Source organism: Mesorhizobium sp. M0854 (assembly GCF_040319815.1).
GTDB lineage: Bacteria > Pseudomonadota > Alphaproteobacteria > Rhizobiales > Rhizobiaceae > Mesorhizobium.
Map to the genome: position 1 here is coordinate 45,513 of NZ_JAMYOL010000008.1, position 26,970 is coordinate 72,482.

Here is a 26,970-nt window from a genome sequence, read left to right on the forward strand (position 1 = left end):
AACGGCCCTTTAATTGCGGGTGGCTGTCAATCCGAATCGGCGCGACAGCCGATGAGACCGGGATAGACGGCGAAGGGATCCGTCGAGGTAACCCCGGCAATGATTGTCGAGGCCGCCGAATTTTCGAGCGAGAAGATAGGCCGTGTTATCCTGTTCACCACGAATGGCAGCACGGCTTCGTTGAGTTCGCCGGCGCCATCATGTGGAGGCAGCGCGTGGTTCAGATTGTTTATCCTCGCCGCCGGATCATGCGCTCGGGATGTTCCCAAGAGCATCCAGCCGTAGCACTCCCCGAGCTGCCCTAACGAGAGAGTTCGCTGGGCCGGGATTATGGCCGTTATGAACCTGATGCAGCTGGCGCTGGCCTCGTCGGGCGCGTGGGCGGTCTATCGACATCAATCGGTCGCCGCGGATGTTGGGATGCGCATGCGTCGGCGCACGCAGCGTCGATGCGCCTTGGGCATGTGGGCGTTGACAGTGACATGGCCGGAGCGACGTGTTTCAGACGCCGAGCAATTCCAAGGACTGAGCACCAGAACCGACCCTCCCGACGGATTTTCGCGAGCTGGATTCCTCCCTCCCCTCCTTATCAAAACCGCCGCTCGCGAATTCGCTGGCGAGTATATCTCCGATATGATATACATATATCACTCACAGGATATACAAATGCCGCTCTTCATTCGCGATCCCGACGTCGATGCCATGGCCGTCGAGCTGCAGCAGATTACCAAGGCGCGCAGCAAGACCGAGGCCGTCAGAACCGCCTTGCGCCACGAGATCGAGCGCAACCGCGGCAGCGTCCCGCTGCGCGAGAGACTTGCCAAAGTCAAGGAAATGGCGCGGCGGATCGGGCCAGCCAACCCTGATTTCGATATGAAGAAATTCACCGACCAAATGTGGAGCGACGACTGATGTTCGTCGATGCCTCGGTGATCGTTGCCATCCTGAACGAGGAACCTGGCGCGGAAGAACTGGAAAAGCGGCTCGCGGCCGCGACCAAGCCGCTGTATATCTCCCCGCTCGTCCGGTTCGAGGCAGTCCAGGGACTCGCGCGAGCGTCGGCCGAAGCCATCAAAAAGAACGCCAAGCCCACGGCCAACATGCTGGCGCAAGCCCGTGATACCGTCGACGCCTTTTTGATCGAGATCGCCGGCAAGGAAATCACGATATCCGGCGACATCGGCGACCGGGCGATCGAAGCCAGCATGAAATACGGCAAAGCAGTCGGGAACAAAGCCGATCTCAATTTCGGCGATTGTTTTGCCTACGCCTGCGCGAAGGCTCATCGGCTTGCCCTGCTTTACAAGGGCAATGACTTTTCACAAACTGATCTGGCGTAGGGCTTTCCGGGCCTTGCATCGCGGCGCGAGAGCCATGCAGACGCTCGGTGTCGTAAGCCGTCTATTCCCGCTGATTATGAGCGATGAAAGACGTCGACCATCCGGTCTCGCGAGGTCCGCATCGTTCCCGGTCCGATGCGGTATGTCTGCGATGATGACGCGAGCAAAATCCGCTGTCGTTAACGTCTTAAAATGCGCGGATATTCAGCTTGCATCGGAGCTGCCTGTCTCAGAAATCGGCCGAGTGGCCGGATGACATGATGCTGCGTGGGATGCGCGAGCATTACCGGAAATCGAGCTTACCGACATTGTCCAGGTAATTGAGCACGAACCGCTCAAACCAGACGGCTGACGTCGGCTGATCGAGCTGTCCAAAACTGCGGGTCGGTTCTCCAGCCGATTGCGACCTTCTCGGCTCAGGGTGAACAGTGGTAGCGGCGAGGAGGAACTCGTCGCGCCTGAGGTTCGCCGCCGATCCATAGGCGCTGTCGGCGGCCAGATACTCCGGCTTCAGGCCGAAGCGGTCCGCGGTCCTGTCAATCCTGGTGCGCGCGGTTCCCACCTCAGCCTGCCAGATCGCGCGGGTCGCCTCGACGTCCAGGGTGACGCGTTGAGCGGTCATTCCCTTCACTATCCAAAGCTGTGCTTCTTCGTCCGTATGCGGAACTGATTGGAGGGTATCTCGCTGGCCACAAACTGCGCGGCATCCGTCCGCAGCTGTGATAGGTTCGGGAATGGGCATGCAATGACCGAAGTACGCAAGCTCGCGGCAATCCTGGTGGCGGACATCGTCGGCTTCAGCCGTCTGACGGCGAGTGACGAGGATCGTACGCTCGCTCGCATCCGCACGCTGCGAAGCGACCTCGTCGACCCGACCATCGCAGTTCATCGGGGTCGGGTCGTGAAGAGCACCGGCGATGGCGTGCTGTCCGAGTTTCGGAGCGGCGTTGACGCGGTCCGCTGCGCTATGGAGCTGCAGGTAGGGATGCTCGAGCGCAATTCCGGATTGCCGGCAGAGCGTCGAATTGAACTGCGCATCGGTATTCATATCGGCGATGTTGTCGAGGAAGCGGATGGCGACTTGATGGGCGATGGCGTCAATATCGCTGCTCGTCTGGAGGGCATGGCGAAGCCAGGAACCATCTGCCTGTCTGAAGATGCCTACCGTCAGGTGCGGAGCCGGCACGACCTCGCGATTTGTGATCTCGGCGAGAGAGTCCTTAAGAACATTGCTGAGCCGATGCGCGTTTATGCGCTGGAGGTCGGTACGCCTGCCCGTCGCGAGCCAACTGTCTTAATCGGCGCCACTCCGGCTCCGCTCGCCGTTCTCGACAAGCCGTCCATCGCCGTGCTGCCCTTCATCAACATGAGCGGCGACGCCGAACAGGAGTTCTTTACCGACGGCCTGACAGAGGACATCATCACCGATCTCTCCAATGTACCGGGCTTCTTCGTAATCGCCCGTAACTCCACCTTCGCCTACAAGGGCAAGCCCAGTGATGTCCGTCAGATCGCTCGCGATCTAGGGGTCAAGTACATACTTGAGGGCAGCGCGAGGCGGTCCGTCAAGCGTTTGCGTGTAAATGTGCAGCTGATCAACGCGGCGGAAGGCGGCAATCATGTCTGGGCCGAGCGTTTCGACCGCGAAATCGCCGACATCTTCGACGTTCAGGACGAGGTCACGCGACGCGTTGTTGAAGCGATTTCTGGCAAGCTCAGTGAAAGGAACATTGTTAGCCGTTTTCGACCGTCAAATCTCGAAGCCTATGATCTCTGTGTTAGGTCGCGAGGCAAATGGAACATTTCCAGATCAGACAACAGCGAGGCGCGTTCAGCTTTGGAACGTGCCGTTGCACTCGATCCAAACTACTGTGAAGCGCACAGCAATCTTGCCATCTCACTGCTGTTTGGCTGGATTATTTGGAGAGAACCGCAGGTACCCGGCCGCGCAAAGGCTCTGATGCACGCACAACGGGCCGTGGAAATCGATCCCGGCGATTCCAACGTTCGCAGGATCCTGGGCTGCGTTCAGCTTTTTGAGCGCAATTGGGATGAAGCAAAATCTCAATTCGATGCTGCCATTCGGATAAATCCCAACAATGCAGATGCGGTTGCATGGATTGGTGAGCTTCAAATCTACTTGGGCAAGCCGCAAGCGGCGCTGATAGCTTGCGCGGAGGCGCTGCGTTTAAATCCTCGTCCACCCGGTTGGTATTTCTGGATCGTGGGAATGGCGCAGATTTCCACCGGTCAGTACGAAGAAGCGGTCGTGTCCTTGAGCCGGGAAGAAACCTACGGGACAGGTTCGAGGGAGCACCTGATTGCCGCGCTTGCCCTTGGCGGCCGCTTGCCTGAGGCACAGGAGGAAGCCCGCCTATTTCTTGCGGGCAATCCAGGTTGGACGATCGGCGAACTAGTAGCGAACTTGCCATTTAGGAGCATGAGTGCTGCCCAGCCCTTTGTCGATGGCTGGCGTCTGGCGGGCTTGCCGGACTAGACGTATTTCGGCGTTGGTGAAACCCCCGCACGCCACCAGGTGGCGGACGTAGCGGCACCGGCGCGAGTCTGCGAAAGCGCTATCGACCGCTCCATCCCTGCAAGTTGCCGTCTCGGTTCCGGCCGCGGCCGGTCGAAGGATACGCGACGACCTGAAGGTCGGCTGCTGGCGGATTTGTCGAAAACGTCTTCGGCCAAACCATTCAAGCGGCTTGCCTAGAACACTACGTCCTAGTGTTTTGCGTGCCCTCCCCGGTTGTCAGTCGCCGCGCATGGTCGCCTGGAACGTCGGCAGATGCTTCCTTTGTGCCTCGAGCATTTTCTCGCGATAGACGCCATAGATGACGTCGGTGTCGTGCAGTGTGACGCCGGCAATTGTCGGCGAGGCAAAAACCGGCAGTTCGATGCCGCGTTTCGAAAGCGCCTCGGCGGTGCGGGCGATCAGCTCATGCGCCAGGATCATGGCAAGCACGGTCGACGAACCGGAGACCGGCCGGCTCCAGCCCTCGACCGGCACGATGGCATCCTCGATCGGCGAGCAGGTGTCGATGACAAGGTCGGCGGCATCGGCAAGCCGTTTGCCGGAAGAGTGCGTCGCCGGCTTGTCGAGATTGTGCTTGCTGGTTATCGCAACGACGAAGATGCCGCGTTTTTTCGCATAAAGCGCAGTGTCGATGCCGGACGAATTGCGGCCGCTGTGGCCAAAGATGATGATCGAATCGCCTTTGTTCAGCGGCTGGTGATCGAGGAATTTCTCGGCGTATTTCTCGGTCCGCTCCAGCCACAGAAGTTCGCGCACGCCGCCGGCGCCGAGCACGTTATGCCACATGACACGCGGGTCGGTCAGCGGATTGAAGCCGATATAGCTGCCGTAGCGCGGAAACACTTCCTGGACCGGCAACACCGAGTGGCCCGAGCCGTAAAGATGAACCAACCCCCCGCTCTCGAGCGTGTCGGCAAAGCGGCTGGCCGCTTCGCCAAAGGCTTCGGCATTGGCTTTCGAGGCCTGTTCGATGAGGGCGGCAAGGCGAGGTATGTAGAGATCGGACACGTCGGTACTCCTGTTATGTGTCGGCTTCGGTGATGGCTCAGCTTCTTGCGGTTGGCGCGGCGCGACCGGCACGCAGCGTCGAGCGGATTTCGTAGCGGTCGCCCCGCATGACCGAGACGGTGAATTCGAATGGGCCACGCTCGTCGGTGGTGATGCGCTCGACCACGAAAGCGGGACTCCCCGCAGGCAGATCGAGCAACTCGGCATCCGCCGTCCCGACCGCGCCAACACGGTAGTTTTCGCGCGCCGCGACCGGCACGATGCCGTAATGGCGTTCCAAGGCTTCGTAGAGCGAGCCCTGCAACAGGCCGGCATCGAGAAAGCCGGGCACGCGCGCGGCCGAGAGTTGCGCAGTCTGAATACCGATCGGTTCGTTGTTGCCAAGCCTGAGCCGCCGGATGCGCACCAGCGGGTCGCCCTCCTCGATCTCCAGCGCTCCGGCCGCGGCGGCATTGGCGGTGGTCAGGCTGCAGTCGAGCAAGCGCGAGCCGGCGACCACGCCCATATTGCCCATTTCCTGGGTGAAGCTGGTGAGTTCGCGGGTGCCGGCGACCAGCGTGGTGGAGCGCACGAAGGTGCCACGGCCATGTTCGCGCCTGAGCAGCCCGTGCTCTTCCAGATTGCGCAGCGCGTGGCGCAGCGTGATGCGGCTCACCCCGAACAGGGCGCACAGTCTGTCTTCGGCCGGAATCTGGTCGCCGGTCGCCCAATCGCCACTCTTGACGATGGCGCGGATGGCCTCTTCCACCTGATACCAGAGCGGCTCGGGTCTTCGGCGGTCCGGTTGCTGAAAGCTCACTTGGCTCATCTAATCTGCCTCCACTGTGCTCCGGCGAGACCGGCCAGCGAGGCGCCGACGAGACCGGCGCGGGAGCCGAATTCGCCGGACCGCAGCACGACATCGCGCAGATGCGGCGGCAGCTGACGCCGCAATGCCGCAAGCAGCGGCGGCCCTACCACGTCCAGCGCATCGGCAAGCCCGCCGGAAATCAGGACCGCCTGGGTGTCAAGCAGCGCGACCGCACCCGCCAAGGCAGTGCCCAGCCGGCGCGCCGGCAGCTCCAATGCGTCAAGGGCGGCCGTCTTGCCACCCCGGGCCGCCTCGACCAGCCTGCCGCCATTGGCAAGCCCGATCTGGCGCGCCGCGGCGTCGAATGCCCGCCCGGAAGCGAAGCGCTCCAGCCAGCCGCTGCGGTCCTCGCCTTCATCCTCGATGTCGGCGCAGGCCCAGCCGAATGAGCAGGCGCCGCCACGTACGCCGGCGACGATGTGGTCATTGACCAGAACGGCGGAGCCGATACCGGTGCCGATCGCCAGCAGGATGGCATCGGACAGGCCTTTTGCGGCACCTTCGACCGCTTCGGCCAGCATGGCGACCTGCGCGTCATTGCCAACGGCAACGCGCAGACGAGGAAACAAGGCCGCGATGTCGATGCCGTCGAGATAGGGCAGGTTCGGAATCCAGCGGCAGACCGAGCCCTCGACAAGCCCCGGCACCGCTAAGCCAAGTGCCTCGACCGGGCCGGCCTCGGCGCGCAAGGCACCGATTCGGGCGACGAAGGCATCAAGGCTTGCTGGTGCGGGCTCGCGGCTGAGCATCTCCAGCCCGCGAACATCGCCGGTATGGATAGCGGCGCGCAAGTTGGTGCCGCCAAGATCGATGGCCAGAACGCGTCTCATCGAGAGCGACTCCGACTGGCTGCCGCCCGGTCCTCGGAGCGCCAGGTCGACGCCACGGCGTCGTCGGCTCTGGTCGGCAGTGCGGTACAGACTCCGGTGCACGCGGCGCCAAAGCCGATCGGGCTGAGCGCAGCGTGTCGATGAACCATGCTCCGTCTCCCATTCGACATCGGCATCCTTTGCAAGCGGCACCCGGCAGCCGAGAGGCTGCCTGTCTCCGCCGCGGCAACGAAAAGCGGCTCAGTGTCATTATAACGACATGACTTCGATCGCAAGAGGTTTTGGGGATAGCCAGCAGTGAGAAACAGCTCGAGCCATCGCACTTAAACTCTTGTTTATGATCTGTGATCTCCCTTCACAAAACCGGAGTAAGAAAACGCCGCAACGCCGGCAGGAGCTCTCCACGAAGATAGCGCTTGCATCGTTGCTTCGGGTTGTCATAACGTCATGGACATCGCTGTGTGGCTATGCGGAGGGTCGGATGTCTTTGGCTTGGATTTCGAAACTGGCACTTGCTGCAGGGTTGTTGGCCTCGCCCACCATTGGTTGGGCGCAATCGGTCAACATCTCCTATCTGACCCACTGGTCGCCCGAAACGGTCGCTTTGCTGGACGCCGCGGCCAAGGACTATGCCAAGAGCAATCCGGATGTGACCGTCACTGTGCACGCCGTCCCCTTCGGCGATCTCCTCACGACACTGCGTTCCCAGGGCGGCAGCTCGGACGGGCCGACGATCGGCGGCATCTATGATTTGTGGCTGCCCGAACTGGCGCGAGACAAGCTGGTCGCGCCGGCCCCCGATGCAGTTGCCGGCGAGGTCAAGAGTGCGTGGCCGGCCGGTGTCGTCAATGCGGCCTCTGTTGGCGCCACGCTTTACGGCATTCCAAACGAGATCGACGTCTACGCGCTGAACTACAACAAGGAGCTGTTCAAACGGGCAGGCATCACAGCCGCGCCGAAGACCTGGTCCGAATTGAAGGATGCGGCCCAGAAGCTGACCAGGAAAGATGCCGGCCAGCAAGGCTTCGGCGTGATCAATTCCTGGGCGGCGGGCGTCGTCCATCCCTTCGCCTCGCTGCTGGTCTCCAATGGCGGCGAGCTGGTCAAGGACGGCAAACCGATGCTCGACAGTCCTCAAGCCGGTGAGACTTTCCAGCTTTACGAGGACCTGATCAAGTCCGGCGCCAGCGATCCCGCGATGGCCACGGCCGACGCCAACACAACCGGCCCCTTCCTAGACAATTTCGTCTCCGGCAAGACCGGCATGATCATCATGGCCAACTGGTGGGAAAGCGCGTTGAAGGGCGGCATGGGCGAAAAATTCTCCAACATCGCCACCGCGCCCATTCCGGTTGGCCCGAGCGGCGACAAGCCGCATTCGATCTCCTATTCATGGATGACCGTCGTCAACGCCAATGCCGGTCAGCCCGAACAAAAAGCGGCATGGGATTTCCTGGTATGGCTGAACAGTCCGAAGTCCGGCAAGAACGGCGCATCGGCAATGTCGGATATTCTGATGTCGATGGGCATCCTGCCGACGCGGACCTCCGACATCGAAGCCCATAAGGACAAGCTCGGTTCCGAGTTCCTGTCCGGCTACGTCAGCGTGCTTGCCGACGCCAAGCCCTTCCCGGTCGTCCCGGGCGGCCAGGAGTTCAGCGAATCGCTGCAGCAGACGCTCGAGGCGTTGCAGTATGGGCAGCTCTCGGCCAAGGATGCGCAGGCGAACGCGCAGGCCGATGCCGTCTCGATCCTGGAGCGTGCCGCCAAATAGCGAAGGCGCTGTTTCGAGAGCCCGACGCTTTGGAAGCAGAGCGATGATCAAGACCTATCGTGCCTCGGCGGGCATCATGCTGGCGCCTGCCGTGACACTGATCGGCGTTTTCATCCTGCTGCCGATGCTGCTCACCATCTGGCTGTCATTCCAGGACTGGTCGACGCAGACGCCTTTTTCCAATGCGAGCTTCATCGGCTTCGACAATTTTCGCGAAATATTCGGGCCGACCTCGGTCGGGCGGGATTTCAAGCGAGCGCTGCTCAACACCGCCATCTACACGGCATTGTCGGTGATCCTCATCCTGCCCCTTTCGGTAGTGTTCGGCTTGATGGTCCACCAGCGCGATGTCGCAGGCGGCACGGCGCTGCGGACCGTGTTGTTTTCCACCTACATGGTGCCGATGATCGCCGTGACGCTGGTCTGGTCGAAGCTCTATTCGCCGAGCGAGGGGCCGCTCAACCAGGTGCTCGGTCTCGCCGGCATCGGCCCGCAACTCTGGTTGTCCTCGCCAAGATCGGCGTTGATCTCGATCGTCGTCCTCAATGTCTGGCAGCAGATCGGCTATTTCACGGTGCTGGCCGTTGCCGGGCTGACCCAGATCCCGGGCAGTCTTTACGAGGCGGCGACGCTTGACGGCGCCAACCGGCGCGAACAGTTCCGCTTCATCACCTTGCCGCTGTTGAGCCGCACGCTCTTGTTCAGCGCCGTCATTGCCATCATCAACGCCGTGCAGGTGTTCGAGCCGGTGGCGCTGATCACCCAAGGCGGGCCGGTCGGCTCGACCAACGTGCTGACCTACCATATCCGCCGCGTCGGCATCGAGCGGGCACAAGGCGGGCTGGGCTCGGCCATGGCAGTGATGCTGATGCTGGCGCTGGTCGTCATTGTGTGTGCGCTGTTTGCATTCGCCAACCGGAAGGATGACGAATGAGCGCGCCGGGCCGCTCAGCATCGAGCCGGTTGGCCCGCAAACGCCTGGCGGGCCGCAGAGCGCTGCTTGCCACGCTGATGCTGCTGGTTGCCGTGGCCTCCGCCTTCCCGCTGTTGTGGATGGTGCTCTCCAGCCTGAAAACGCCGGCCGAAACCATGCAGGTGCCGCCGGTGTGGATACCGCGCACGCCGACCCTCGAAGCGTACGAGAACGTGTCCGGCGTCATCAATGTCGGCCGCTCGATGTGGAATTCGCTGGTGATCGCCTCGATCACCACCGCCGGCATTCTGGTCACCAGCATGATGGCTGGCTACGCCTTCGCCAAGCATCACTTTCCCGGCCGCTCACTGCTGTTTTCGGTGCTGATCGCCACCATGTTCCTACCGCCGATCGTCACGCTGATCCCGCTTTACCGTCTCGTCGGATCAATCGGCCTGAACGCCAGCCTTGCCGGCATCATCGTGCCCAATCTCGCCAATGCGTTCGGCATTTTCCTGATGCGCCAGTTCATAGCCGGCGTGCCCGACGATCTGATCGACGCAGCACGGATGGATGGGGCGTCGGAACTCCTGATCCTGTTCAAGATCGTCGCGCCGAGCGTGGCGCCGGCAATCGCGGCGCTGGCGCTGTTTGCCTTCGTCTATCACTGGAATAGCTATCTCTGGCCGCTGACCGTTCTACAGGGCAATGCACACGAATATCCGATCGTCATCAGCCTTAGTCGCCTGCTCAGCTACAATCGAGGCGCTCTCAACACGGGACTGGTGATGGCTGGCGCCACACTTGCCGTGCTCCCGCCACTGGTTCTCTTCGTCTTCCTGCAGCGCTTCTTCGTGGATTCGATCGTCGGCTCGGCGGTCAAGGGATAGCGTCGGCGGCACTGGCTATCTGTTTATCGCGAATCTGATGCGAATGCCTCACAAAGTGAACGTCGGACGTAACGTTGTTGTCACTTACCGAACAAACTCAACCACCTATGTCCTGGTGCATGGTCAGCCAGCTCGCCTTTGCGCGTACATCGCCTGTCAATGCCCAAATGCCACGCACCATTGGCTCAGTTAGCCGGATTCGGCCGGGTTCGACACCAAAGAGGAAGTGCGAGTGGCCATGCTGCCGCGCTCCGCGGGCCGCCTGCTGATTGCTCTGTGTCTTCTTGCGCGCCGTTCCGCCGAGCGCCTTTCGTTCTGTGACATATCCCCTGGCTTGAGAGCGCGCGCGATCTCTAGGTAGCCGTCAATTTGTCAACCTCGACGACATAAGGCTCGAATATGGCTCCTATGTCATGGGAGTGAACGCCTTCCGGCGTCCGCCCCCAAAGCAGCTGCTTGCGGCGGTGACCGAGGCGCCGGTTACCGCATCGAGTCGTCGGTAATAAAGCGACGTTGCGCTCTCTGCTTTCACATCCGGGTATGCCGAAAAGTCCGTCGGTCAAAAGTCGACCAGCGGCGTGTCCACGATCTGGTGCTCGAATAGCAACCAGAACGGCGATCCCCGAGATTCGGAGTACCAATGCTCAAAAGTCGCAAGGGCCTCGCCGATATTGGTGGCGGGTTCGTCCTCGGGCAGCTTCGCAGCCTGGAACAACGCAAGCGCAACGGGGCCAAAATGCGTGATCGCTTCCGTGCGCGCCTCGCTGTCCGCATTCCAGCCGAGCCGCAAGCGCAGGACGGCCAAAGCGCTGGCCACGGCGATCTCCTCACTTTCGGCTGAGGCCACGGCGTCCGAGATCGCCTGCATGAGGTTGAGCCGCCTGAAGGCGAAGGCGCGCTCCTGTTCCAGAACCGCGATCTGATTGGCCGCTTGTCGCCTGAAGCTTGCCTCGGTTGTCCTGGCGGTCTCAGCCGTCGTTTTCAGGTCATTGAGAAAGGAAGCCGTCGGGTTCATCTTGGCTCACTAGGATGGCGGAAGAGAGTGGGAGTCGAACCCACCAGAGACCGACTCGCGGCCCCTCCCGGATTTGAAGTCCGGACGCCCCACCGGGGACGATGCTCCTCCAGAAATTTGCGCCATCGGCGGCTCACCCTCGCCTGTCAGGCGGAACAGGTCCAGCCTGCGCCTGTTCAGACGGCGCAAGTCTCCCCGCCGCAGTGTCACGCCGTGCCGATCGAGAAATTCGAGGATATGGATGGCGACCTTGCGTCCGCTGCCCACGCGATCGCGAAATTGAGCAGCAGTGAACTCGCCTGTGGGCATCGACGCGGCGAGGTCGCGCGCGATCTCGACGATCTGCGCCAACGCCTGGCGCTGGAAGAAGTGATCATGAGCGACCTCGTGGACCTTCCCCATGCGGCCGGCAAGCTTCAGAAGCCGCCGGATTTCCGTCTCCGGCGCGGCCAGCACCTCGGCAATATCCCACACTCTCGGCGGATGGAATCGTTCGGGTCCGCCGATGAGAGGCTGGATCTGCAGCCAGAGAGTTTCATCCTTTGCCGTCAGGTGCGCCTCATGACCGGGCAGCCGCACCCAGGCGCCGTCCAAGGCAACTTCTCCAGCGTGCGAAAGGCTCCGCAGAACTGCTATGAAAGAGGGGGCCGGCAGACGTGGATCAAGCCCAATACGCAGTCTCTCCATTCCTACGCCCGGCAAATCCGGATTGTCGGCATGGAAGGTCTCCAGGGTCGCGGCCAAGTCGCGCTTGAATCGCAACCAGCGCTCTGGCGACAGCACGAGAAGCATTTCTCCGACGGCAAAACGGACAAGCCCGAGTTGATCGATCAGGCCTTCCGTCTCGCAGTCACTGAGCGCCCTGTCGCGCGCGAAAGCCTTCAGGTCGAAATAGTGGGGCGGCGCATCAAGGAGTGCGGCGGCGGCCAGTTCGGGCGCCAATAGCGCATGGGCATCAAGTTGGACCAGCCGTTCCGGCGCGCGGCGTTTGCGGCTGGGCGCGCGCAGATCGAGAAAATGTCCGCCGCCGATGGTTCGCTGCGCGGAGGTGTCGCGCACCACGTAAACGTCGCCGGCAGCGGCCGCGATCGGACTGTCCAGCACCAATTGAACATTGGCCGTGCCGCCAGGCCCGATCGGTTCGTCTCCGAGGAGTACAATGCGTGCCCCCACCTCCGTCGCGGCATGGTGGAGCCGCACCGGAAACCATTGGCCGATCGGCTTGCGTTCACCCGGCAGAACGCGAAGGCTTGCATCGATCCGGTCCGACGGCGCGTGAAGCTTCGGATCGACAATTACGTCGCCGCGCCGGATCGCCTCCTTGAAAACCCTTTCGCCGGTCAGATTGAGCGCGCAGCGGTCTCCCGCCCGACCACGTTCAGCCGGCCGGTTCTGGGCGTGGATCGATCGGACCCGCGCAAGCAATCCCGACGGGCTTACGACCACGTTGTCCCCAGTACCGAGAGAACCCGAAAGCACGGTGCCCGTCACGACGGTGCCCACGCCGCGCAGCGTGAACGAGCGATCCACCGCTAGTCGAAAACGGCCCGAAACTGCACGCCGGGCAAGATGCGACGCCTCCTCGACCAAGAGATACCTGAGTTCATCGATACCTTCGCCTGTAACGACCGAGACGGGAATCAGGCGGGCTTCGGCAAGCATCGTCCCGGCAAGCACCGAGCGGATATCGTTCGCCACCGCAGTGCGGCGCTCTGGACCGGCCAGATCGCATTTGGTGAGCAGGACGGCGCCGCGCTTGACACCGAGCAGGTCGACGATGGCGAGATGCTCCCGGGTTTGCGGCATGACGCCGTCGTCGGCGGCCACCACGAGCAACACGAAGTCGATGCCGCTGGCGCCGGCGAGCATCGTGTGTACGAAACGCTCGTGCCCGGGAACATCGACGAAACCGATGCTATCCCCACCCGGCACCGGCAAATAGGCGAAGCCGAGATCGATCGTCATGCCGCGTGTCTTTTCCTCCTGCAAACGATCGGTGTCTATACCGGTCAGCGCATACACCAGAGCAGTTTTGCCATGGTCGACATGTCCCGCCGTGCCAACGATCATGATGATGCGGCCTCCGGCCACGGTGCGGCGGCGCGACGCTCGGCCTCGGCGGCGTCGCCCGCGCTCAATTCGGCCCGCACCGCAGCCAGATAGCGGCTGGCAAGGGCGCTGCCGCCTGCCTGGGCACGCAGGAGCCAAACCAGCGCCTCGACCGCGTCAGCCGGCACGCCCGTGCCAAGATGGCAGGCGGCACCGAGCATTGCCTGCCCTTCGGCGTCTCCTCGCACGGCAGCACGGCGCCACCAGCGGACAGCCTCGTCCGGATCGCGCGGCACGCCGAGCGCATTGTGATAAAGCATGCCGATCCGGGTCATCGCGGATGCGATGCCTTGATCGGCCGCGGCAAGCGCCCAACGTCGCGCCTCGCCGACATCGGGAGCCATCACTTCGCCCTCCAGCAGCATCCAGCTCAGCATATCCTGCGCCGGTCCGTCGCCAGTTTCCGCTGCGGCCCGATAGAGCTCGGCCGCCCGGCGAAAGTCCCGCTCGACGCCTTCGCCGCGGAAATAGAGCGACGCCAAGTTCCTTTGTCCGACAGGATCCCCTGCCGCGGCGGCGAGCGCCAGCCAGCGAAAGGCCATATCCGCATCACGCTCGACGCCGAGCCCTGCGGCGAAGCAGGCGCCGATATTGTTCTGAGCGCGGGCAACGCCCTGGTGAGCCAGCGGCTCCCATATGGAGAGAGCCAGGGCATGATCGCCTCGCCGCGCGGCTTCGAGGGCTTCGGTCATGCGTGCGGCCACAGGCGTCTCGGCTGGGCGGCGCGCAAGGCGGTCAAGCCAGCGCATCGGTTCCTCCCGGATTTAAGCCGGCCAGATTGGCGACGAAGTTCGCCTCGTCTTCCAGGCAGCGGAAATCGAGCACGAGCGCGTGGTTTTCGATGCGCCCGATCACGGGGACGCCCAGCCCACGCAGCGCAGCCGCAAGCGCGTCGAGCGACCGGCCGCTCCCTGAGCGCGGCTTAAGTGCAAGCCCGGCGCTTGGCATAGTTTCGAGCGGCAGCGCGCCGGATCCGACTTGGCTCCGGCACTCCACCGTGTCGACCGCAAAGGCTTCGCCCACGGCGTCAGCAACCAGGGGAGCAAGGCGCTTTGCCTGCGCTGCAATCTCGCTCACCGAGCGCGAGAGCAGCCTTAGCGTCGGCAGGCGCTCGGCCAGGCGGTCGGGGTCGCGGTAGAGCTTCAACGTCGCCTCGAGCGCGGCAAAACGAAGCTTGTCGACCCTGAGCGCCCGCTTCATCGGGTTGCGGCTGATCGCTGCGAGCAGGTCCCTGCGGCCGACGATGAACCCCGCCTGCGGACCGCCAAGCAGCTTGTCGCCGGAGAATGTGACGAGATCGGCGCCGTCGGCGACCGCCTCGCGCACGGTCGGCTCGCGCCCAAGGCCGTAGCGGGCTAGATCGACCAGCGTGCCCGAACCGAGATCATGGACCAGCGGTATCCCATGCGCCTTGGCGATTGAAGCGAGCTCGGGTGCCCGGATCTCGGCCGTGAATCCTTCGATCCGGTAGTTCGATGTGTGCACCTTGAGGATGAGCCCGGTCTCCGGGCCGATCGCCGCGACATAGTCTTTGCGATGCGTGCGGTTGGTGGTGCCGACCTCGACAAGCCTGGCGCCGGCGCGCGTCATGATCTCGGGCATCCGGAAAGAGCCGCCGATCTCGATCAACTCGCCTCGCGAAACGATCGCTTCGCGACCGAGCGCCAGCGTGTTGAGGACGAGAAGGACGGCAGCCGCGTTGTTGTTGACGACGGTTGCATCCTCGGCTCCGGTCAGCTCGCAAACGAGCGATCGAAGATGATCGTCCCGTTCGCCGCGCTCGCCTTTCTCGACATCGAATTCGAGAGCCACCGCTTCGCGCATCGCCAGCCGAACAGCCTCGACCGCCTCTTTCGCGAGGAGGGCTCGTCCGAGATTGGTATGCAGCACCGTTCCGGTCAGGTTGAAAACGGGGCGCAGGGAAGAGCGTTCGCCGTCCTTGAGCTGCACGAGCGCGTCGCCGGCAAGATCGTTTGCCTCCGGCACGATGGCTCCGGCATTGCGGGAGGCCACTCGTGCATCGGCGACGGCTCGGCGAATGGCCTCCGTCGCGGCCTGCCGTCCGAAGCGCTCGATTGCGGCCGCCGCCAGCGGGGTCCTCAGCACTTGGTCGACTGACGGAAGATTGCGCAAAGGGTTTGCGGATGAAGCGGTCATCGTATCAATAGCCAACAAGGAACGGATTGAACGATCCGCGGCGATGGCCACCCTCGCGGACGAGCAGGTCGAGGCCGAGCGTCGCCACGTCGTCGGCGACCGGATCGAGAGCCGGATCCTTGTGCTGGTACAGGATCTTTACATAGCAGCCGCATGCATCGCAGGTCTCGGCTTTGACCGTGCCAGGGCCTCCCTCGATTTCCTGATAGCCTATCCCCTTGGTCGAGCCGCACAGCGTACATTTGATACGGACGTGATTCCACAATGTTCCACACAGCGCGCAGACGCAGAACCGCGCCCCGTGTGCGCCGTGCCAACCGACGACGATCGAGGATACGGGCGGCCCACCGCAGGCCGGACAGGCGCCATCGGCAACCGGAACCAGCTTCGAGCTGTCGAGACATGCCGCGAGGCGGGCGAAGTGAACCTGCAGCGCGGCCGCGACATAGACATGCTCGGCAAGCGCGTTCATTGGGATCGCATCGGTGAGCACATTGCGCACCATGGATTCGACCCCGGACGCATCGATATTCGCCAGCCCGTCCAAGGCGGCTGCGGCCGCCTCGGGCTTTTCGATCGTGGCTGCCACTTCGAATAGGCGGCCGAGCGTCATTCCAAGGGCGGCATCGGAAGTGAATTGGCTGCGATCGAGCGGCGGCATACCGAAGGTTCGTGCGCGCTCGCGCGCCTCCGCGGTCGGCAATTTGACATCCGGCAAGCCATCCTGGATGCGGTGCTGCGCATCCGTCAGTGCAGAGAGGAAGCGGAGATAGGGGCCGAGCTGGTGGTCATCCGCCAACACATTCAATCGGTCGGAGCGGCGAATGAACAAGGTCCGCGGATCAGGCAGGCGGGCAAAGGGTGGGGCCGAGACCTCGCCGATTACAGTCGGGTCAGGGCGTGACGGATCTTGTTGCCTTGGCATTTCAACCTCACGAACCTCACGGGCCACGTGGTCGGCTTGATACTGCTCCAGAGCAATTCCACGAAACGTGTATAACGGTTTTCCGTCCGGAATTGCGTAAAAACAAATACCCGCTCATTCGGCGGGATTCGATCCCGAACGTCCGTCCGGTTTGCCTGCGATCAGTTCACGCAGCCATTTGCGATGATGCCGCCAAGCCCAGCCGCCGGTCACCCGTCCGCGCGTCATGGCGGGAATGGTGCCGCGTACCCAGATGGCCGAATAGAAATGGATAATCCAGACGCCGATGATCGCCACGGCAGCGATCGAATGAACAAGAAGCGCCATCCGCTGCTGGCCGATTGTGGTGTAAGCGGCGAAATATTGTTGCCAGATGACGATGCCGCTCGAAATCAGGATGATGATGAGGATCGACATTGACCAGAAGACGAGCTTCTGGCCGGCATTGTACTTGCCGACGTCGGGGACGTTGTCCTCGTGATTGGACAATACGTCACGGAAACGGGCGAGCCACGTTCCGTCCTCGGGCCTCCACAAATTGGCCTTCCAGAACCGAAGGAAAAGGCCAAGGAAGCTGAAGAAGAGCAAGACGCCGATCCATGGGTGAATGAAGCGCGTGAACTGGCCGCCGCCAAACAGCCCCGACAGGAAGAACAGGCTCGGGTGAAACATGGCAAGGCCGGACAAGGCGAGCAGGATCAGGCTGGCCGCCGTGATCCAATGGTTGATCCGCGCGCTCACCGTGTAGCGGTCCACGATGACTGGCTTGCCGGGATGTACCTGCTCGTTCGGCTTCACGTCATATGCGGCCATCGATGTCGCCTTCCGTCAGCTCTTCGGCATGCTCCTCATCCGCCTCGGAGACCCTGTTCGGTCCCATCACCAGATGGTGAAGCAGGCCGACGCCGGCCGCCACGCCGAGAATGGTGAGGCCGGCATATTTGGTTACCCCCTTCCACGCCTCCACGAGCGGACTGATCTTTGGCTCCTTCGGCAGACCAGAATAGAGTTCCGGCTGGTCGGCATGGTGCAGCACATACATCACATGCGTCCCTCCGACGCCGGGCGGATCGTAGAGGCCGGCATTCGAATAGCCGCGCGATTTCAGGTCCTTGATGCGGCCGTCGGCGTGCTGTTTCATCTCGTCTTTTGTGCCGAACACGATCGCCTGGGTCGGGCAGGCCTTGGCGCAGGCTGGTCCCTGGCCGACAGCCACGCGGTCGGAGCAGAGCGTGCATTTGTAGGCCGTGTGATCGACTTTGGAGATGCGCGGAATGTTGAACGGGCAACCCTTGATGCAATAGCCGCAGCCGATGCAGTTCTCATGGACGAAATCGACGATGCCGTTCGAATACTGCACTATGGCGCCTGGTGCCGGACAAGCCTTGAGGCAGCCCGGGTCAGCGCAGTGCATACAGCCATCCTTGCGGATCAGCCATTCGAGTTCGTTCGTCTCGGGATTGTCCCATTCGCTGTAGCGCATCAGCGTGAACATGTCCGGCGTCAGATCGGCAGGATTCTCATAGACGCCGGCATTGAAGCCGATCTCCGGATGCGTGTCATTCCACTCGATGCAGGCCGTCTGGCACGCCTTGCAGCCGATGCATTTCGAAACATCGATGAGCTTGGCGACTTCCGTCAATTGCTGCTCGGGCGCGGGAACCGTCGAGGCAGAGCGGCGGATGAGGTCCTTGTCGGAAAAACGGGGTGCGGTATCCGTCGTCGAAGGATTTGGAAGTGGAGGAAACATCGCTTACTCCTCCTACGCTACCGGCCCGGCGATGGGCTCGATATTGACAAGGAACGCCTTGTATTCCGGCGTCTCGATGTTGGCGTCACCGACAAAGGGGGTGAGCATGTTCGGGCCAAAGCCTTTCTTCGCCGCTCCCGTGAAGCCCCAATGCAATGGTATTCCGACGATGTGGACGGTCTTGCCATCGCAGGTGAGCGGCCTGATCCGCTTGGTCACCATGGCCTTCGCCACAATGGAACCGCGCTTCGACCAGACGCGCACCCAGCCGCCTTTGGTGATGCCCTTCTCGGCCGCAAGCTGTTCCGAAATTTCCACGAAAAACTCCGGCTGCATCGCCGCATTGGTGATGACGTGCTTGGTCCAGAAGTGGAAATGCTCGGTCAGCCGGTAGGAGGTCGCCGCGTAGGGGAACTCCTGCGAAGCCGATTCGGCGAACTGGGCCATATCGCCTTCGAACACCCGCGCTGCGGGGTTGCCGCGAACTTTGGGAGCTATCGGGTTCGCGATGGGCGACTCGAATGGCTCGTAATGCGCAGGGAATGGTCCGTCGCGCATCATGCCCCGGGTGAAGAGGCGCGAGACGCCTTCCGGATTCATGATGAACGGGCCTACTTGATCGGGCTTTGCCGTTGGCAAGATGTCGGGGACATCGTAGCCCGACCATTTCGTGCCGTCCCATTCAATCACCTTGCGGCTTGGATCCCAAGGCTTTCCGCTGAGGTCAGCCGACGCCCTGTTGTAGAGAATGCGGCGGTTGGCGGGCCATGAGAACGCCCATTTGGAGTAGGCGCCGGTTTCGTCAGGATCGGTGGTGTCCCGCCTGGCCATGTTGTTGCCGTTTTCGTTGAAGCAGCCGGAATAGATCCAGCAGCCGCAGGAGGTGGAGCCGTCGTCGCGCAGCGCGGCGAAGCCCGGCAAGAGCTTTCCGGCCTCGGCCAGCACCTTTGTCGGGTCGGCCGTGTCGGTTACCCTGGCGAGCGCCCTACCATTGATCTCCTGGGCAAGCTCCTCGGCCTTCGGATCGCCGGGATCGGCATAAGGCCAGTTGAGCTTGACGATCGGATCCGCGAAGGCGCCACCTTCCTTGGTGTAGAGCTCCTTCAGGCGCAGATAGAGCTGCGCCATGATCCAGGTATCGCGTTTGGCGTCGCCGGGGGGCGTGCCGCCGGCCCAATGCCACTGCAGCCAGCGCCCCGAATTGACCAGCGAGCCGTCGTCCTCGGCGAAGCAGGTGGAGGGAAGCTGGTAGACTTCCGTCTGAATCTGCGACGGATCGACATCGTTGTACGGCCCGTGGTTCTCCCAGAACCGGCCCGTCTCCGTGTCCAACGGATCCATGATGACGAGGTATTTGAGCTTCGAGAGGGACTCGATCACCTTCTTCTTGTTCGGGGCTGCCTGTAGCGGGTTGAAGCCCTGGCAGAAATAGCCGTTCATCTTGCCCTGGTGCATCAACTCGAAAGCCCGCAGCAGATCGTAGCCCGGCAGGTCGAGCTTCGGCAGGTAGTCGTAGGCGAAGCCGTTCTCCGGCGTTGCCGCGTTGCCCCACATTGACTTTTGGAAGCTTACGAAGAACTTCCTATAGTTCTGCCAGTAGCTCATCTGGTTCGGCCGGAGCGGCTTGAAGCCTCGGGTCGACATGTAGGCTGCCAGATCGACCTCCTTCTCAGTCGGCAGCGTCAGATAACCGGGCAGCAGGTTCGACATCAGCCCGAGGTCGGTCAGCCCCTGGATGTTGGAGTGACCGCGAAGCGCGTTCATGCCGCCGCCGCGTATACCGATATTGCCGAGAACAAGCTGCAGCATCGCCATGGCGCGGATGTTCTGCGAGCCCTTCGAGTGCTGGGTCCAGCCGAGCGCGTACATCGAGGTCATCGCCTTGGTCGGAGCCGATGTCTCGGCGACCATCGCGGCCACCTTCAGGAACCGGTCCTTCGGTGTGCCGCAGATGCGCTCGACCATCTCCGGCGTGTAGACCGCGACATGCTTCTTGAGCAGATTCCAGACGCAGCGGGGATTGGCCAATGTCGCGTCGACAACGGCAAAGCCGTCCGTGCCTATGTCATAGTCCCAACTGGACTTGTCATAGTCTCGCTTCGCCTCGTTATAGCCGGAGAAGAGGCCGTCCTGATAGGTGAAGCCCTCCTTGACGACATATGTCGCGTTGGTGAAGGCCTTCAGATAGTCCCATTGCACCTTATCGTTCTGGATGCAGTAGTTGATCAGCCCGAGCAGGAAGGCGATGTCCGTTCCCTGGCGGATCGGCGCGTAAAGATCCGACACCGAAGCCGAGCGCGTAAAGCGCGGGTCGATGACGATGAGCTTGGCGCCGCGGTTGGCCTTCGCCTCTGTGACCCATTTGAAGCCGCAAGGATGCGCTTCCGCGGCATTGCCGCCCATGATGACGACGAGATCCGTGTTCTTGATGTCGGTCCAGGAATTGGTCATTGCGCCGCGGCCGAATGTTGGGGCGAGACTCGCCACCGTCGGGCCGTGTCAGACACGTGCCTGGTTGTCGAACACCAGCATGCCCGCGCTGCGGACCACCTTGTAGGTCGCGAACGCGGTTTCATTGGTCGAAGCCGAGGCGGCGAGGAAGCCGGTGGTGATCCACCGGTTGACCGTCACGCCGTCATTGTTCGTCGCGACGAAGTTCTTGTCGCGATCGTCCTTCATCAGGCGGGCGATGCGGCCGAGCGCGTCTTCCCAGCTTATCGGCTCGAACTTGTCCGAGCCCGGTTTGCGGATCATCGGATGTTGCAGACGGGTCGGCGACTTGACAAATCCGAGCAGGGCCGACCCTTTGGGGCACAAGGTGCCGCGATTGGTCGGATGATCAGTGTCACCCTCGATATGGGTTATCTCGGCCGGCTCGCCCTTTCTGAGATCGCCCTTCGAATACAAGATTATGCCGCAAGCCACCGAGCAGTATGGACAGGTGTTGCGTGTTTCGGTGGTGTTCGCGAGCTTGAAGGGCCGTATAGCCGCCGCGTGTGCGGCCTCGCTATCGCCGAAGCCGAGGGCTCCAAGCGTAGTACCGGCGAGACCCGCGCCTGCTGTTTGCAGGAACGCGCGTCGAGAAAGATCGATGTTCATGGGTTCCTCCCGAAGCCGGTGCCCCACAAGGCAACTCGAACCAACGGTTTAATCCGAGTAACTAGTCTCGGACCAAATAAAATCAATGCCAAAGAACCAGGTGCGTACGGTGCAGCAAAAGTGCCCCTCCGAACCGCCTTCCTGCAACAGGTTTGTGCCCGCAAATCGGCATTGTGTATTATTGTTGAATATTCTCGTCATCTTTTCGTGACCGCGACTGCGATTGACGAAAACGAACGCATTACCGTACAGTAAAGCGTGGTGATGAAACAGCTCCCGCGGGTCGGGGCGCCTTTCGATCGATACCCAATGACGGCGATGCCTCGCACGCCGGATACGGTGCTTGCCTTTCCCAACTTAATGAAATCCGCTGAGAGCAAGCGTGCTCCAAACGCGCCGTGCGTTGGCGCGATCGTATTTTCCATTCTGGTTGACCTTGATCCCTACTAAAGCGTGCCAGCAGAGGAGGCTCGACGACTATGGCAATCGCCCTCTCGCCCGAAATAACCGATGCGCCCGTTGTTCGCCTGACCAGCCTCGCCCATGGCGGCGGTTGCGGCTGTAAGCTGGCACCGTCAGTGCTGCAGCAGCTTCTCGCTAATCCGGCGGCTGCCAGTCCCTATCATCAGCTTCTCGTCGGCACGGAGACCGGCGACGATGCCGCAGTCTGGCAACTCGACGGCGCGACTTGCGTCATTGCGACCACCGACTTCTTCATGCCTATGGTAGATGACCCCTACGATTTCGGCCGGATTGCCGCAACCAACGCCCTGTCCGATATCTATGCGATGGGTGGCCGGCCGATCATGGCGCTGGCGATCCTCGGGATGCCTCTCGACAAGATCCCGACGCTCATGGTCCGCGAAATCCTGAAAGGTGGCGAAGCTGTCTGCGCCGACGCCGGAATCCCGGTTGCAGGTGGCCACTCGATCGACTCGCCGGAGCCGATTTATGGCCTCGCAGTCATCGGCACATGCCGACCCGGAGATATCCGACGCAATTCTGACGCCAAGCCGGGTGACGCCTTGATCCTGACGAAGGGGCTCGGCGTCGGCATCTATTCCGCCGCCATCAAGAAGCAGGCGCTTTCCGAGAGCGGCTATCGCGAAATGATCGCCTCCACCACCCTTCTCAACCGGATCGGATCGGAGCTGGCGCAGGACGCGAGCGTCCACGCCGTCACCGACGTGACCGGATTTGGCTTGCTCGGACATGGCCTCGAGATGGCACGCGGTTCCGGGTGCACGCTGATAATTTGCAGCCACGACGTGCCGCTCTTTTCCGAAGCTGCCTCGCTCGCAGTGGACGGCCACGTCACCGGCGCATCGCGGCGCAACTGGGCGAGCTATGGCGACGCGGTAAGCTTACCTCCCGGCATGCCCGAGTGGCGACGCCATCTTCTCACGGATCCACAGACTTCGGGCGGGTTGCTGGTTGCTTGCCAGACCGACCACGCAGCGGCGCTCGTCGAGAGGATCGTCGCGGACGGCTATCCTTCGGCTCGCATCATCGGCCATGCCAGGCCCGGCGCGCCGACAATCGTAGTAGAGGCCTGAACGGCCGCTCCGCTTCCCGCCAGATGACGGGGTGCGCCCTCCAGTTCGCGGCACTCCACCTCCTGCCACCACTGGATCGGCAGGCAAAGACGCCGCCTGCCCTGTCCACGCTGGATTGGCGGCGAACGCTGCGGACTGTTTTGGTGACCGGCGTCTGGTTTCCGATAGAAGTGAGGTGGTGTGCGGCCGTCGCTATCCGCTGATGGTGACTTGCTTTCCATGTTTGATATCTTAGTCTAAGATTGTAGTCGGCCGGAGGCACAGTCCAGCAGGAGGGCAGGATGTCCAAGCGCGTTCCATTTACTCCGGGAGATTTAACGGACCATCAAAGGGGCACCGATGACGTCCTTGTGGGCGACAACAGTGTAAACGGCTTGTTTGGGGATGCTGGCGGCAGCATGTTCGACCATGCTCGGGGTGGAAATGATACCCTAACCGGGCCCAACAACGTCACCGGTGGCGACGTCCGCCATCTTCTCTCGGGTGACGCGCTGTTCCAATTCGATTTCGCTCGGGGCGGCAACGATACCCTGATTGGCGTCAGCAACAGCAGCAGCGATGCCGGCGTTTTCAATGAAGTCTGGGGCGAGGCAGCAAACATGTTCAACTCCGCTCGGGGCGGCAACGATACCCTGATCGGCGGCAACAACACTGGCGGTGGCGGTTCCCTAGTTGACAATTCTCTCGTGGGCGACGGGGCAAATATGCACGACTCTGCTCAGGGCGGCAACGACACCCTGATCGGCGGCAACAACACTGGCGGTGGCCAGGTTATCAACTCTCTCTTCGGCGATGCATTTGTTTTCTTTGACTCCGCCAAGGGCGCCAACGATACCCTGTACGCTGGGACCGCTGCCCCCGGCAGCTTGGTCAGTAACCTAATGTGGGGCGATGGGGAATTTGACAGCGCTCAGGCTCAAGGCGGGAGCGATCTGTTTGTATTCAAGGACGATGGTCCAATGACAGTCGGAATCAATAACAGAATCGAAGACTTCAGCCAGAGCCAAAAGGACAAAATTGAGTTTTGCGGCGTGGAGGATGTGCAATCTTTCAATGATCTCACAATCACCAGAATTGGAACTGGAACCATCATTACCGCAGGAGCGGATCAAGTCACACTCGATAACTTCACGAGCACGTTGACCGCACATGACTTTCTGTTCGTGTGAAAGCGGAATTCCCTTCGCCGCACGAACGCCCCATAACTGTTTAAGCATTTGCTATTGGGTGTCCCAGACGGCTAACGTGCTGCGCTTCTTGAAGCCGCTTCCCACCGAGCCGTGTGAAAACTCAGCGCATCAGGCAAAAGCGTGGAACGTTGTTTTCCGGACCGCCGTTGTCACCTACTCGAACAGCAATAACGCGGACCAGCTGCAAGCCCCACCCGTTGCGCTGCAGTTCCTATTAAGCCGTGACGAAAAGAGCATGTTTCAATGCGGCCTCGGCGCGTGGTGAACGTGAGAAAGGTACCTCTTCCAGCCTGCAAATCGGACCTCGCCCCTCCCTACGCTCTCATATGACGCTGGCGTACAAGTATATTTGCTATTTCGAGCATCAGCTTTGCAATATCAAGAATAATATTCATGGTTTCCACGTCATAATAGCGGCTCTTGGAAAGCATGCCTTGCCGGTCTTAGCCTTAAATCGCCGATGTCTGGCTACGAATTTCCGTTGCCGCGCTCGCCGTGGTTGACGGAAAGGTTCTCGCTTGGCTCTTTGAAAGCATGCTCACGCTGATGATGCATTAGCCGGGTGACGCGCGCGCTGATGTCCGCGCTTCATAAGATCGGAAGCTGCTTAAATGGGTAAACACACTACTTCGATTCAATAACCCCGTTCGAGGTCGATTTTGTTGGACAGAGGCTCTCCTCTTGCGACTTGACCGCAGAGATCGGCGACCTGGTCGATTCCAGAATCCACCCAGAAGCTCGCGACATGAGGTGTGATGGTCACCCTGGGATGAGTCCACAACGGCGACGAAGCCTCCAGCGGTTCACGCTCAAACACGTAAAGGGTGATGGCCGTGAATTGAGCCCGGAGCCAGCGAGCTTCCGCTTAGGGTCGGTCTTTCCGTTCCCTCAGAGTCGCAGGAGCGTGGGGTGAGCGGTACTACATCGACCCGGCCAGACGCCATTCCAACCGCTGATCCGTCTCGACCGCTTTCGGCCGCGTCGGCCGTTTCGCTAGGTCGCTTCGCCCGGCTTATGGAAGTTCGATCTCGCCGTCCACCACGTGGTTGAGGCCGGTGCCTTCCGCCGTCAGCGTCATGCGGACCTTCAGCTTCTTGCCGCCGATTTGGCCTTCGCGCACCGTCTCCTCGATCTTGCGCTGGGAGGTGACGCCGACTTCCTTCAGGAACTTGCGGATCGACATATTGACGGCGTCTTCGCTCATGGCGGAACTCCTCTGTGTCCGGAAGAGATTGTAAAGGAAGGCAAGGGATCAAGGAAGCAGGACGGTGACGCACGGTTTTATGGAAATAGACCTCGAGCCGGGAGGAGACGTCGGGTCCTTAACTTGATCGACCCCTGGCAGGAGGAGTGAACCGATCGACGTCTTGCGCGGAAGGAGCACTATGCGGGTCGGCACAACGTGAGCCAGGCCAAGCGCTGTCTCGCCGGAAATTTCTTAAGGTGTCGACGACCGGCGCGGCGATTTGCCGGTGCAGGTGGGCTTGCTTCCTGCATGACAGGTCAGCCTGCGGCGCGCGGCGCCGAAACAACCCCAAAGCCTGTGGCGCTTTATTAGGATGTTCCAAACAAGGTCGCCGCTGCGCCGGGTGCACCCATTTCCTGAAGCCGAATGCATCCGAGATTGTCGCGGGTGAAATCAGCCCCGATGGCTGGTGCCGCTTTTACAAAGCACGGCCTGCCTGATCGGCAGAAACCAGCGGAGACTTTCGTTGTCTGCTGCGCTGCGGGTGATGGTCTGCAGGCATCGCGTCGAGGATGTCGGGTCACATTAGGCATTCGATAAGTCCGGAGTCAGAGCCGAAGTGATCGACGACCTTTCCAACGTTTGCCTTCGCGATTGACCCCTCCGGGTCAAGCAACCCAAATATCACCGTTCCTCTGGCGGCTTGACGTTCTGGAACTGCATCAGCAGCAGCAGATCGTAAGCGATCTTCAGTGCACCGCAGATGATCAGGGGCCAAGCCCGGAACGAGGCAGCGAACAGAGCGCCCGCCAGGGCGGGACTGGCTGCGGCAGCCAAACTGCGCGGTACCGATGTGAAGCTCGCGGCGGCTGCCCGCTCCGCCTCGGTGACGACCGCCATGACGTAAGATGAGCGCGTCGGGACGTCCATCTGCGAAAGCGCGGCACGGATCAGCAGCAGGGCGAGGGCCAGAGGGAGCGTCGGCGCAAGCGCCGCCAGCATCAGGGCGATGCTGGACGGAATGTGTGTGAACACCATCGTGTTGATGAGTCCGATGTGCCGCGACAGCCAGGCGGCAACGGGGAATGAGAACGCCGAAAGCACCCCGGACCAGAAGAAGAAAAAGCCCGCTTCCGAAAGCGACAGGTCGAATTTTTCGAAAAGCCACAGGGCAAGCAGCGACTGGACGAGGAAGCCGCCGGCAAAGGCATCAAGGCTAAAAAGGGCCGCAAGCCTGAAAACGATATTCCGCGAGGGGCCAAGCGCGGACGTGCTGCCGGAGTCCGACGTTGGACGGCGCTGCGGGATCTGCGCGTAAAGGAGACCGCCGAGCAGGCCCAGCAACGCATAGAGCACGAACATCGCCTTGATGCCGGTGAGTTGGTCGAGGCCGGCTTGCGCCAGAAGATCAGGGGTTGCCGAAGCGAGCGCGCCAACCGCGGCTGCGAGCGCACCCACAAGGCTGTAGCGCGCGAACATCTTGGTCCGCGCGGCGTCAGTGACTTCGCGTGTGAGCACGGCATGCTCCAAGGGCACGAATACGCTGACGCTGCCGGCCGACGGGTTGATGGTGCCTGCGAAGGCGATCACCAAGAGCAGCGCGTAGTCGTGGACCACAGCAAAGGCCACACCCGTGGCCACCATCAGACTGGCGGCGGCAAGCAGGAGTTGGCGGTGATCGTGTCGGGCACCAAGGAGCCCGACGGCGATGGTCAAGAGCGCTGAACCGAGCAGCGATCCGGTTGCAATGATGCCGACCTGCAGAGGCGCGAAGCCTAATGCGAGGAGATAGACCGGCAACAGAACGGCCACGAAGCCGTCGCCCATGTCGCGCAGGGC

Annotated in this window: 22 protein-coding genes, 1 tRNA gene and 2 pseudogenes; 8 read left to right on the forward strand and 17 right to left on the reverse strand. The window is 61.7% G+C overall.

Going from position 1 to position 26,970, the window contains the following annotated elements; genetic code table 11:
* Positions 1-26 precede the first annotated feature (26 nt).
* Positions 27-275 carry a hypothetical protein gene (locus NKH99_RS14895; protein WP_353014483.1) on the reverse strand — a complete coding sequence of 83 codons (249 nt, stop codon included), beginning with the start codon at positions 273-275 and terminating at the stop codon, positions 27-29.
* 55 nt (positions 276-330) lie between these two features.
* Here NKH99_RS14895 and NKH99_RS14900 point away from each other — a divergent pair, with 55 nt between their 5' ends.
* The gene (locus tag NKH99_RS14900) at positions 331-912 is read left to right on the forward strand and encodes a type II toxin-antitoxin system VapB family antitoxin (RefSeq protein WP_353014484.1); all 582 of its coding nucleotides are present in this window, start codon (positions 331-333) and stop codon (positions 910-912) included.
* The gene (locus NKH99_RS14905; RefSeq protein ID WP_352871685.1) at positions 912-1,340 is read left to right on the forward strand and encodes a type II toxin-antitoxin system VapC family toxin; all 429 of its coding nucleotides are present in this window, start codon (positions 912-914) and stop codon (positions 1,338-1,340) included. The genes NKH99_RS14900 and NKH99_RS14905 overlap by 1 nt, the downstream gene beginning before the upstream one ends.
* Before the next feature lie 460 nt (positions 1,341-1,800).
* On the opposite strand, the pseudogene NKH99_RS14910 reads toward NKH99_RS14905, so the two are convergent.
* A pseudogene (locus NKH99_RS14910) lies at positions 1,801-1,947 on the reverse strand (IS5/IS1182 family transposase); the annotation flags it as partial.
* 138 nt (positions 1,948-2,085) lie between these two features.
* On the opposite strand from NKH99_RS14910, the gene NKH99_RS14915 reads away from it, so the two are divergent.
* Positions 2,086-3,837 carry an adenylate/guanylate cyclase domain-containing protein gene (locus NKH99_RS14915; RefSeq protein WP_353014486.1) on the forward strand — a complete coding sequence of 584 codons (1,752 nt, stop codon included), beginning with the start codon at positions 2,086-2,088 and terminating at the stop codon, positions 3,835-3,837.
* Between the two features lie 258 nt (positions 3,838-4,095).
* On the opposite strand, the gene NKH99_RS14920 is transcribed toward NKH99_RS14915, so the two are convergent.
* The 3 genes from NKH99_RS14920 to NKH99_RS14930 are packed head-to-tail and all read right to left on the reverse strand — an operon-like array spanning position 4,096 to position 6,567.
* Complete coding sequence (locus NKH99_RS14920; protein ID WP_353014487.1) at positions 4,096-4,887, reverse strand: sugar isomerase domain-containing protein; 792 nt, start codon at positions 4,885-4,887, stop codon at positions 4,096-4,098.
* Positions 4,888-4,924: 37 nt separating this feature from the next.
* Positions 4,925-5,695: a GntR family transcriptional regulator gene (locus NKH99_RS14925; protein WP_353014488.1), complete on the reverse strand. Its 771-nt coding sequence runs from the start codon at positions 5,693-5,695 to the stop codon at positions 4,925-4,927.
* Entirely contained in the window at positions 5,692-6,567 is an 876-nt protein-coding gene (locus NKH99_RS14930; protein WP_353014489.1) for an ROK family protein, read from the reverse strand. Before NKH99_RS14930 ends, NKH99_RS14925 begins: the two co-directional genes overlap by 4 nt.
* Positions 6,568-7,048: 481 nt before the next feature.
* On the opposite strand from NKH99_RS14930, the gene NKH99_RS14935 reads away from it, so the two are divergent.
* The 3 genes from NKH99_RS14935 to NKH99_RS14945 are packed head-to-tail and all read left to right on the forward strand — an operon-like array spanning position 7,049 to position 10,144.
* Positions 7,049-8,341, forward strand: coding sequence for an ABC transporter substrate-binding protein (locus NKH99_RS14935; protein WP_353014490.1), 1,293 nt, complete (start codon positions 7,049-7,051; stop codon positions 8,339-8,341).
* 43 nt (positions 8,342-8,384) lie between these two features.
* Positions 8,385-9,275 carry a carbohydrate ABC transporter permease gene (locus tag NKH99_RS14940; RefSeq protein WP_353014492.1) on the forward strand — a complete coding sequence of 297 codons (891 nt, stop codon included), beginning with the start codon at positions 8,385-8,387 and terminating at the stop codon, positions 9,273-9,275.
* On the forward strand, positions 9,272-10,144 hold the full coding sequence (locus tag NKH99_RS14945) for a carbohydrate ABC transporter permease (RefSeq protein ID WP_353014493.1): 873 nt from the start codon (positions 9,272-9,274) through the stop codon (positions 10,142-10,144). The genes NKH99_RS14940 and NKH99_RS14945 overlap by 4 nt, the downstream gene beginning before the upstream one ends.
* 559 nt (positions 10,145-10,703) lie before the next feature.
* Here the strand turns inward: NKH99_RS14945 and NKH99_RS14950 are convergent.
* The 9 genes and pseudogenes from NKH99_RS14950 to fdnG form a co-directional block, all read right to left on the reverse strand.
* On the reverse strand, positions 10,704-11,012 hold the full coding sequence (locus NKH99_RS14950; protein ID WP_353014494.1) for a hypothetical protein: 309 nt from the start codon (positions 11,010-11,012) through the stop codon (positions 10,704-10,706).
* 162 nt (positions 11,013-11,174) lie between these two features.
* Positions 11,175-11,270 (reverse strand) — tRNA-Sec (locus tag NKH99_RS14955).
* 123 nt (positions 11,271-11,393) lie between these two features.
* Positions 11,394-13,229: pseudogene (gene selB / locus NKH99_RS14960) on the reverse strand (selenocysteine-specific translation elongation factor); the annotation flags it as partial.
* Positions 13,226-14,017, reverse strand: coding sequence for a tetratricopeptide repeat protein (locus NKH99_RS14965; protein WP_353014495.1), 792 nt, complete (start codon positions 14,015-14,017; stop codon positions 13,226-13,228). The pseudogene selB and the gene NKH99_RS14965, both read right to left, overlap by 4 nt.
* Positions 14,004-15,425 carry an L-seryl-tRNA(Sec) selenium transferase gene (selA, locus tag NKH99_RS14970; RefSeq protein WP_353014497.1) on the reverse strand — a complete coding sequence of 474 codons (1,422 nt, stop codon included), beginning with the start codon at positions 15,423-15,425 and terminating at the stop codon, positions 14,004-14,006. The genes NKH99_RS14965 and selA overlap by 14 nt, the downstream gene beginning before the upstream one ends.
* Before the next feature lie 4 nt (positions 15,426-15,429).
* On the reverse strand, positions 15,430-16,350 hold the full coding sequence (gene fdhE / locus NKH99_RS14975; protein WP_353014498.1) for a formate dehydrogenase accessory protein FdhE: 921 nt from the start codon (positions 16,348-16,350) through the stop codon (positions 15,430-15,432).
* A 114-nt stretch (positions 16,351-16,464) separates the two neighbouring features.
* On the reverse strand, positions 16,465-17,163 hold the full coding sequence (locus NKH99_RS14980; protein ID WP_353014499.1) for a formate dehydrogenase subunit gamma: 699 nt from the start codon (positions 17,161-17,163) through the stop codon (positions 16,465-16,467).
* Positions 17,150-18,100 carry a formate dehydrogenase subunit beta gene (gene fdxH / locus NKH99_RS14985; protein WP_353014501.1) on the reverse strand — a complete coding sequence of 317 codons (951 nt, stop codon included), beginning with the start codon at positions 18,098-18,100 and terminating at the stop codon, positions 17,150-17,152. Before fdxH ends, NKH99_RS14980 begins: the two co-directional genes overlap by 14 nt.
* 12 nt (positions 18,101-18,112) lie before the next feature.
* Positions 18,113-21,199, reverse strand: coding sequence for a formate dehydrogenase-N subunit alpha (gene fdnG, locus NKH99_RS14990; RefSeq protein WP_353014502.1), 3,087 nt, complete (start codon positions 21,197-21,199; stop codon positions 18,113-18,115).
* 479 nt (positions 21,200-21,678) lie between these two features.
* On the opposite strand from fdnG, the gene selD reads away from it, so the two are divergent.
* Both selD and NKH99_RS15000 read left to right on the forward strand, forming a co-directional pair.
* Positions 21,679-22,755 (forward strand): selenide, water dikinase SelD, encoded by a 1,077-nt coding sequence (selD, locus tag NKH99_RS14995; protein WP_353014503.1) that lies wholly within the window; start codon positions 21,679-21,681, stop codon positions 22,753-22,755.
* 281 nt (positions 22,756-23,036) lie between these two features.
* Positions 23,037-23,924 carry a hypothetical protein gene (locus NKH99_RS15000; RefSeq protein WP_353014504.1) on the forward strand — a complete coding sequence of 296 codons (888 nt, stop codon included), beginning with the start codon at positions 23,037-23,039 and terminating at the stop codon, positions 23,922-23,924.
* Between the two features lie 655 nt (positions 23,925-24,579).
* On the opposite strand, the gene NKH99_RS15005 is transcribed toward NKH99_RS15000, so the two are convergent.
* The 3 genes from NKH99_RS15005 to NKH99_RS15015 all read right to left on the reverse strand — a co-directional run bounded on the left by NKH99_RS15005 (position 24,580) and on the right by NKH99_RS15015 (position 26,958).
* Positions 24,580-24,774, reverse strand: coding sequence for an NAD(P)-dependent oxidoreductase (locus tag NKH99_RS15005; protein WP_353014662.1), 195 nt, complete (start codon positions 24,772-24,774; stop codon positions 24,580-24,582).
* A gap of 183 nt (positions 24,775-24,957) precedes the next feature.
* The gene (locus tag NKH99_RS15010; protein ID WP_023679340.1) at positions 24,958-25,149 is read right to left on the reverse strand and encodes a DUF6494 family protein; all 192 of its coding nucleotides are present in this window, start codon (positions 25,147-25,149) and stop codon (positions 24,958-24,960) included.
* A gap of 666 nt (positions 25,150-25,815) precedes the next feature.
* Positions 25,816-26,958 carry an MFS transporter gene (locus NKH99_RS15015; RefSeq protein ID WP_353014663.1) on the reverse strand — a complete coding sequence of 381 codons (1,143 nt, stop codon included), beginning with the start codon at positions 26,956-26,958 and terminating at the stop codon, positions 25,816-25,818.
* Between the last annotated feature and the right edge of the window lie 12 nt (positions 26,959-26,970).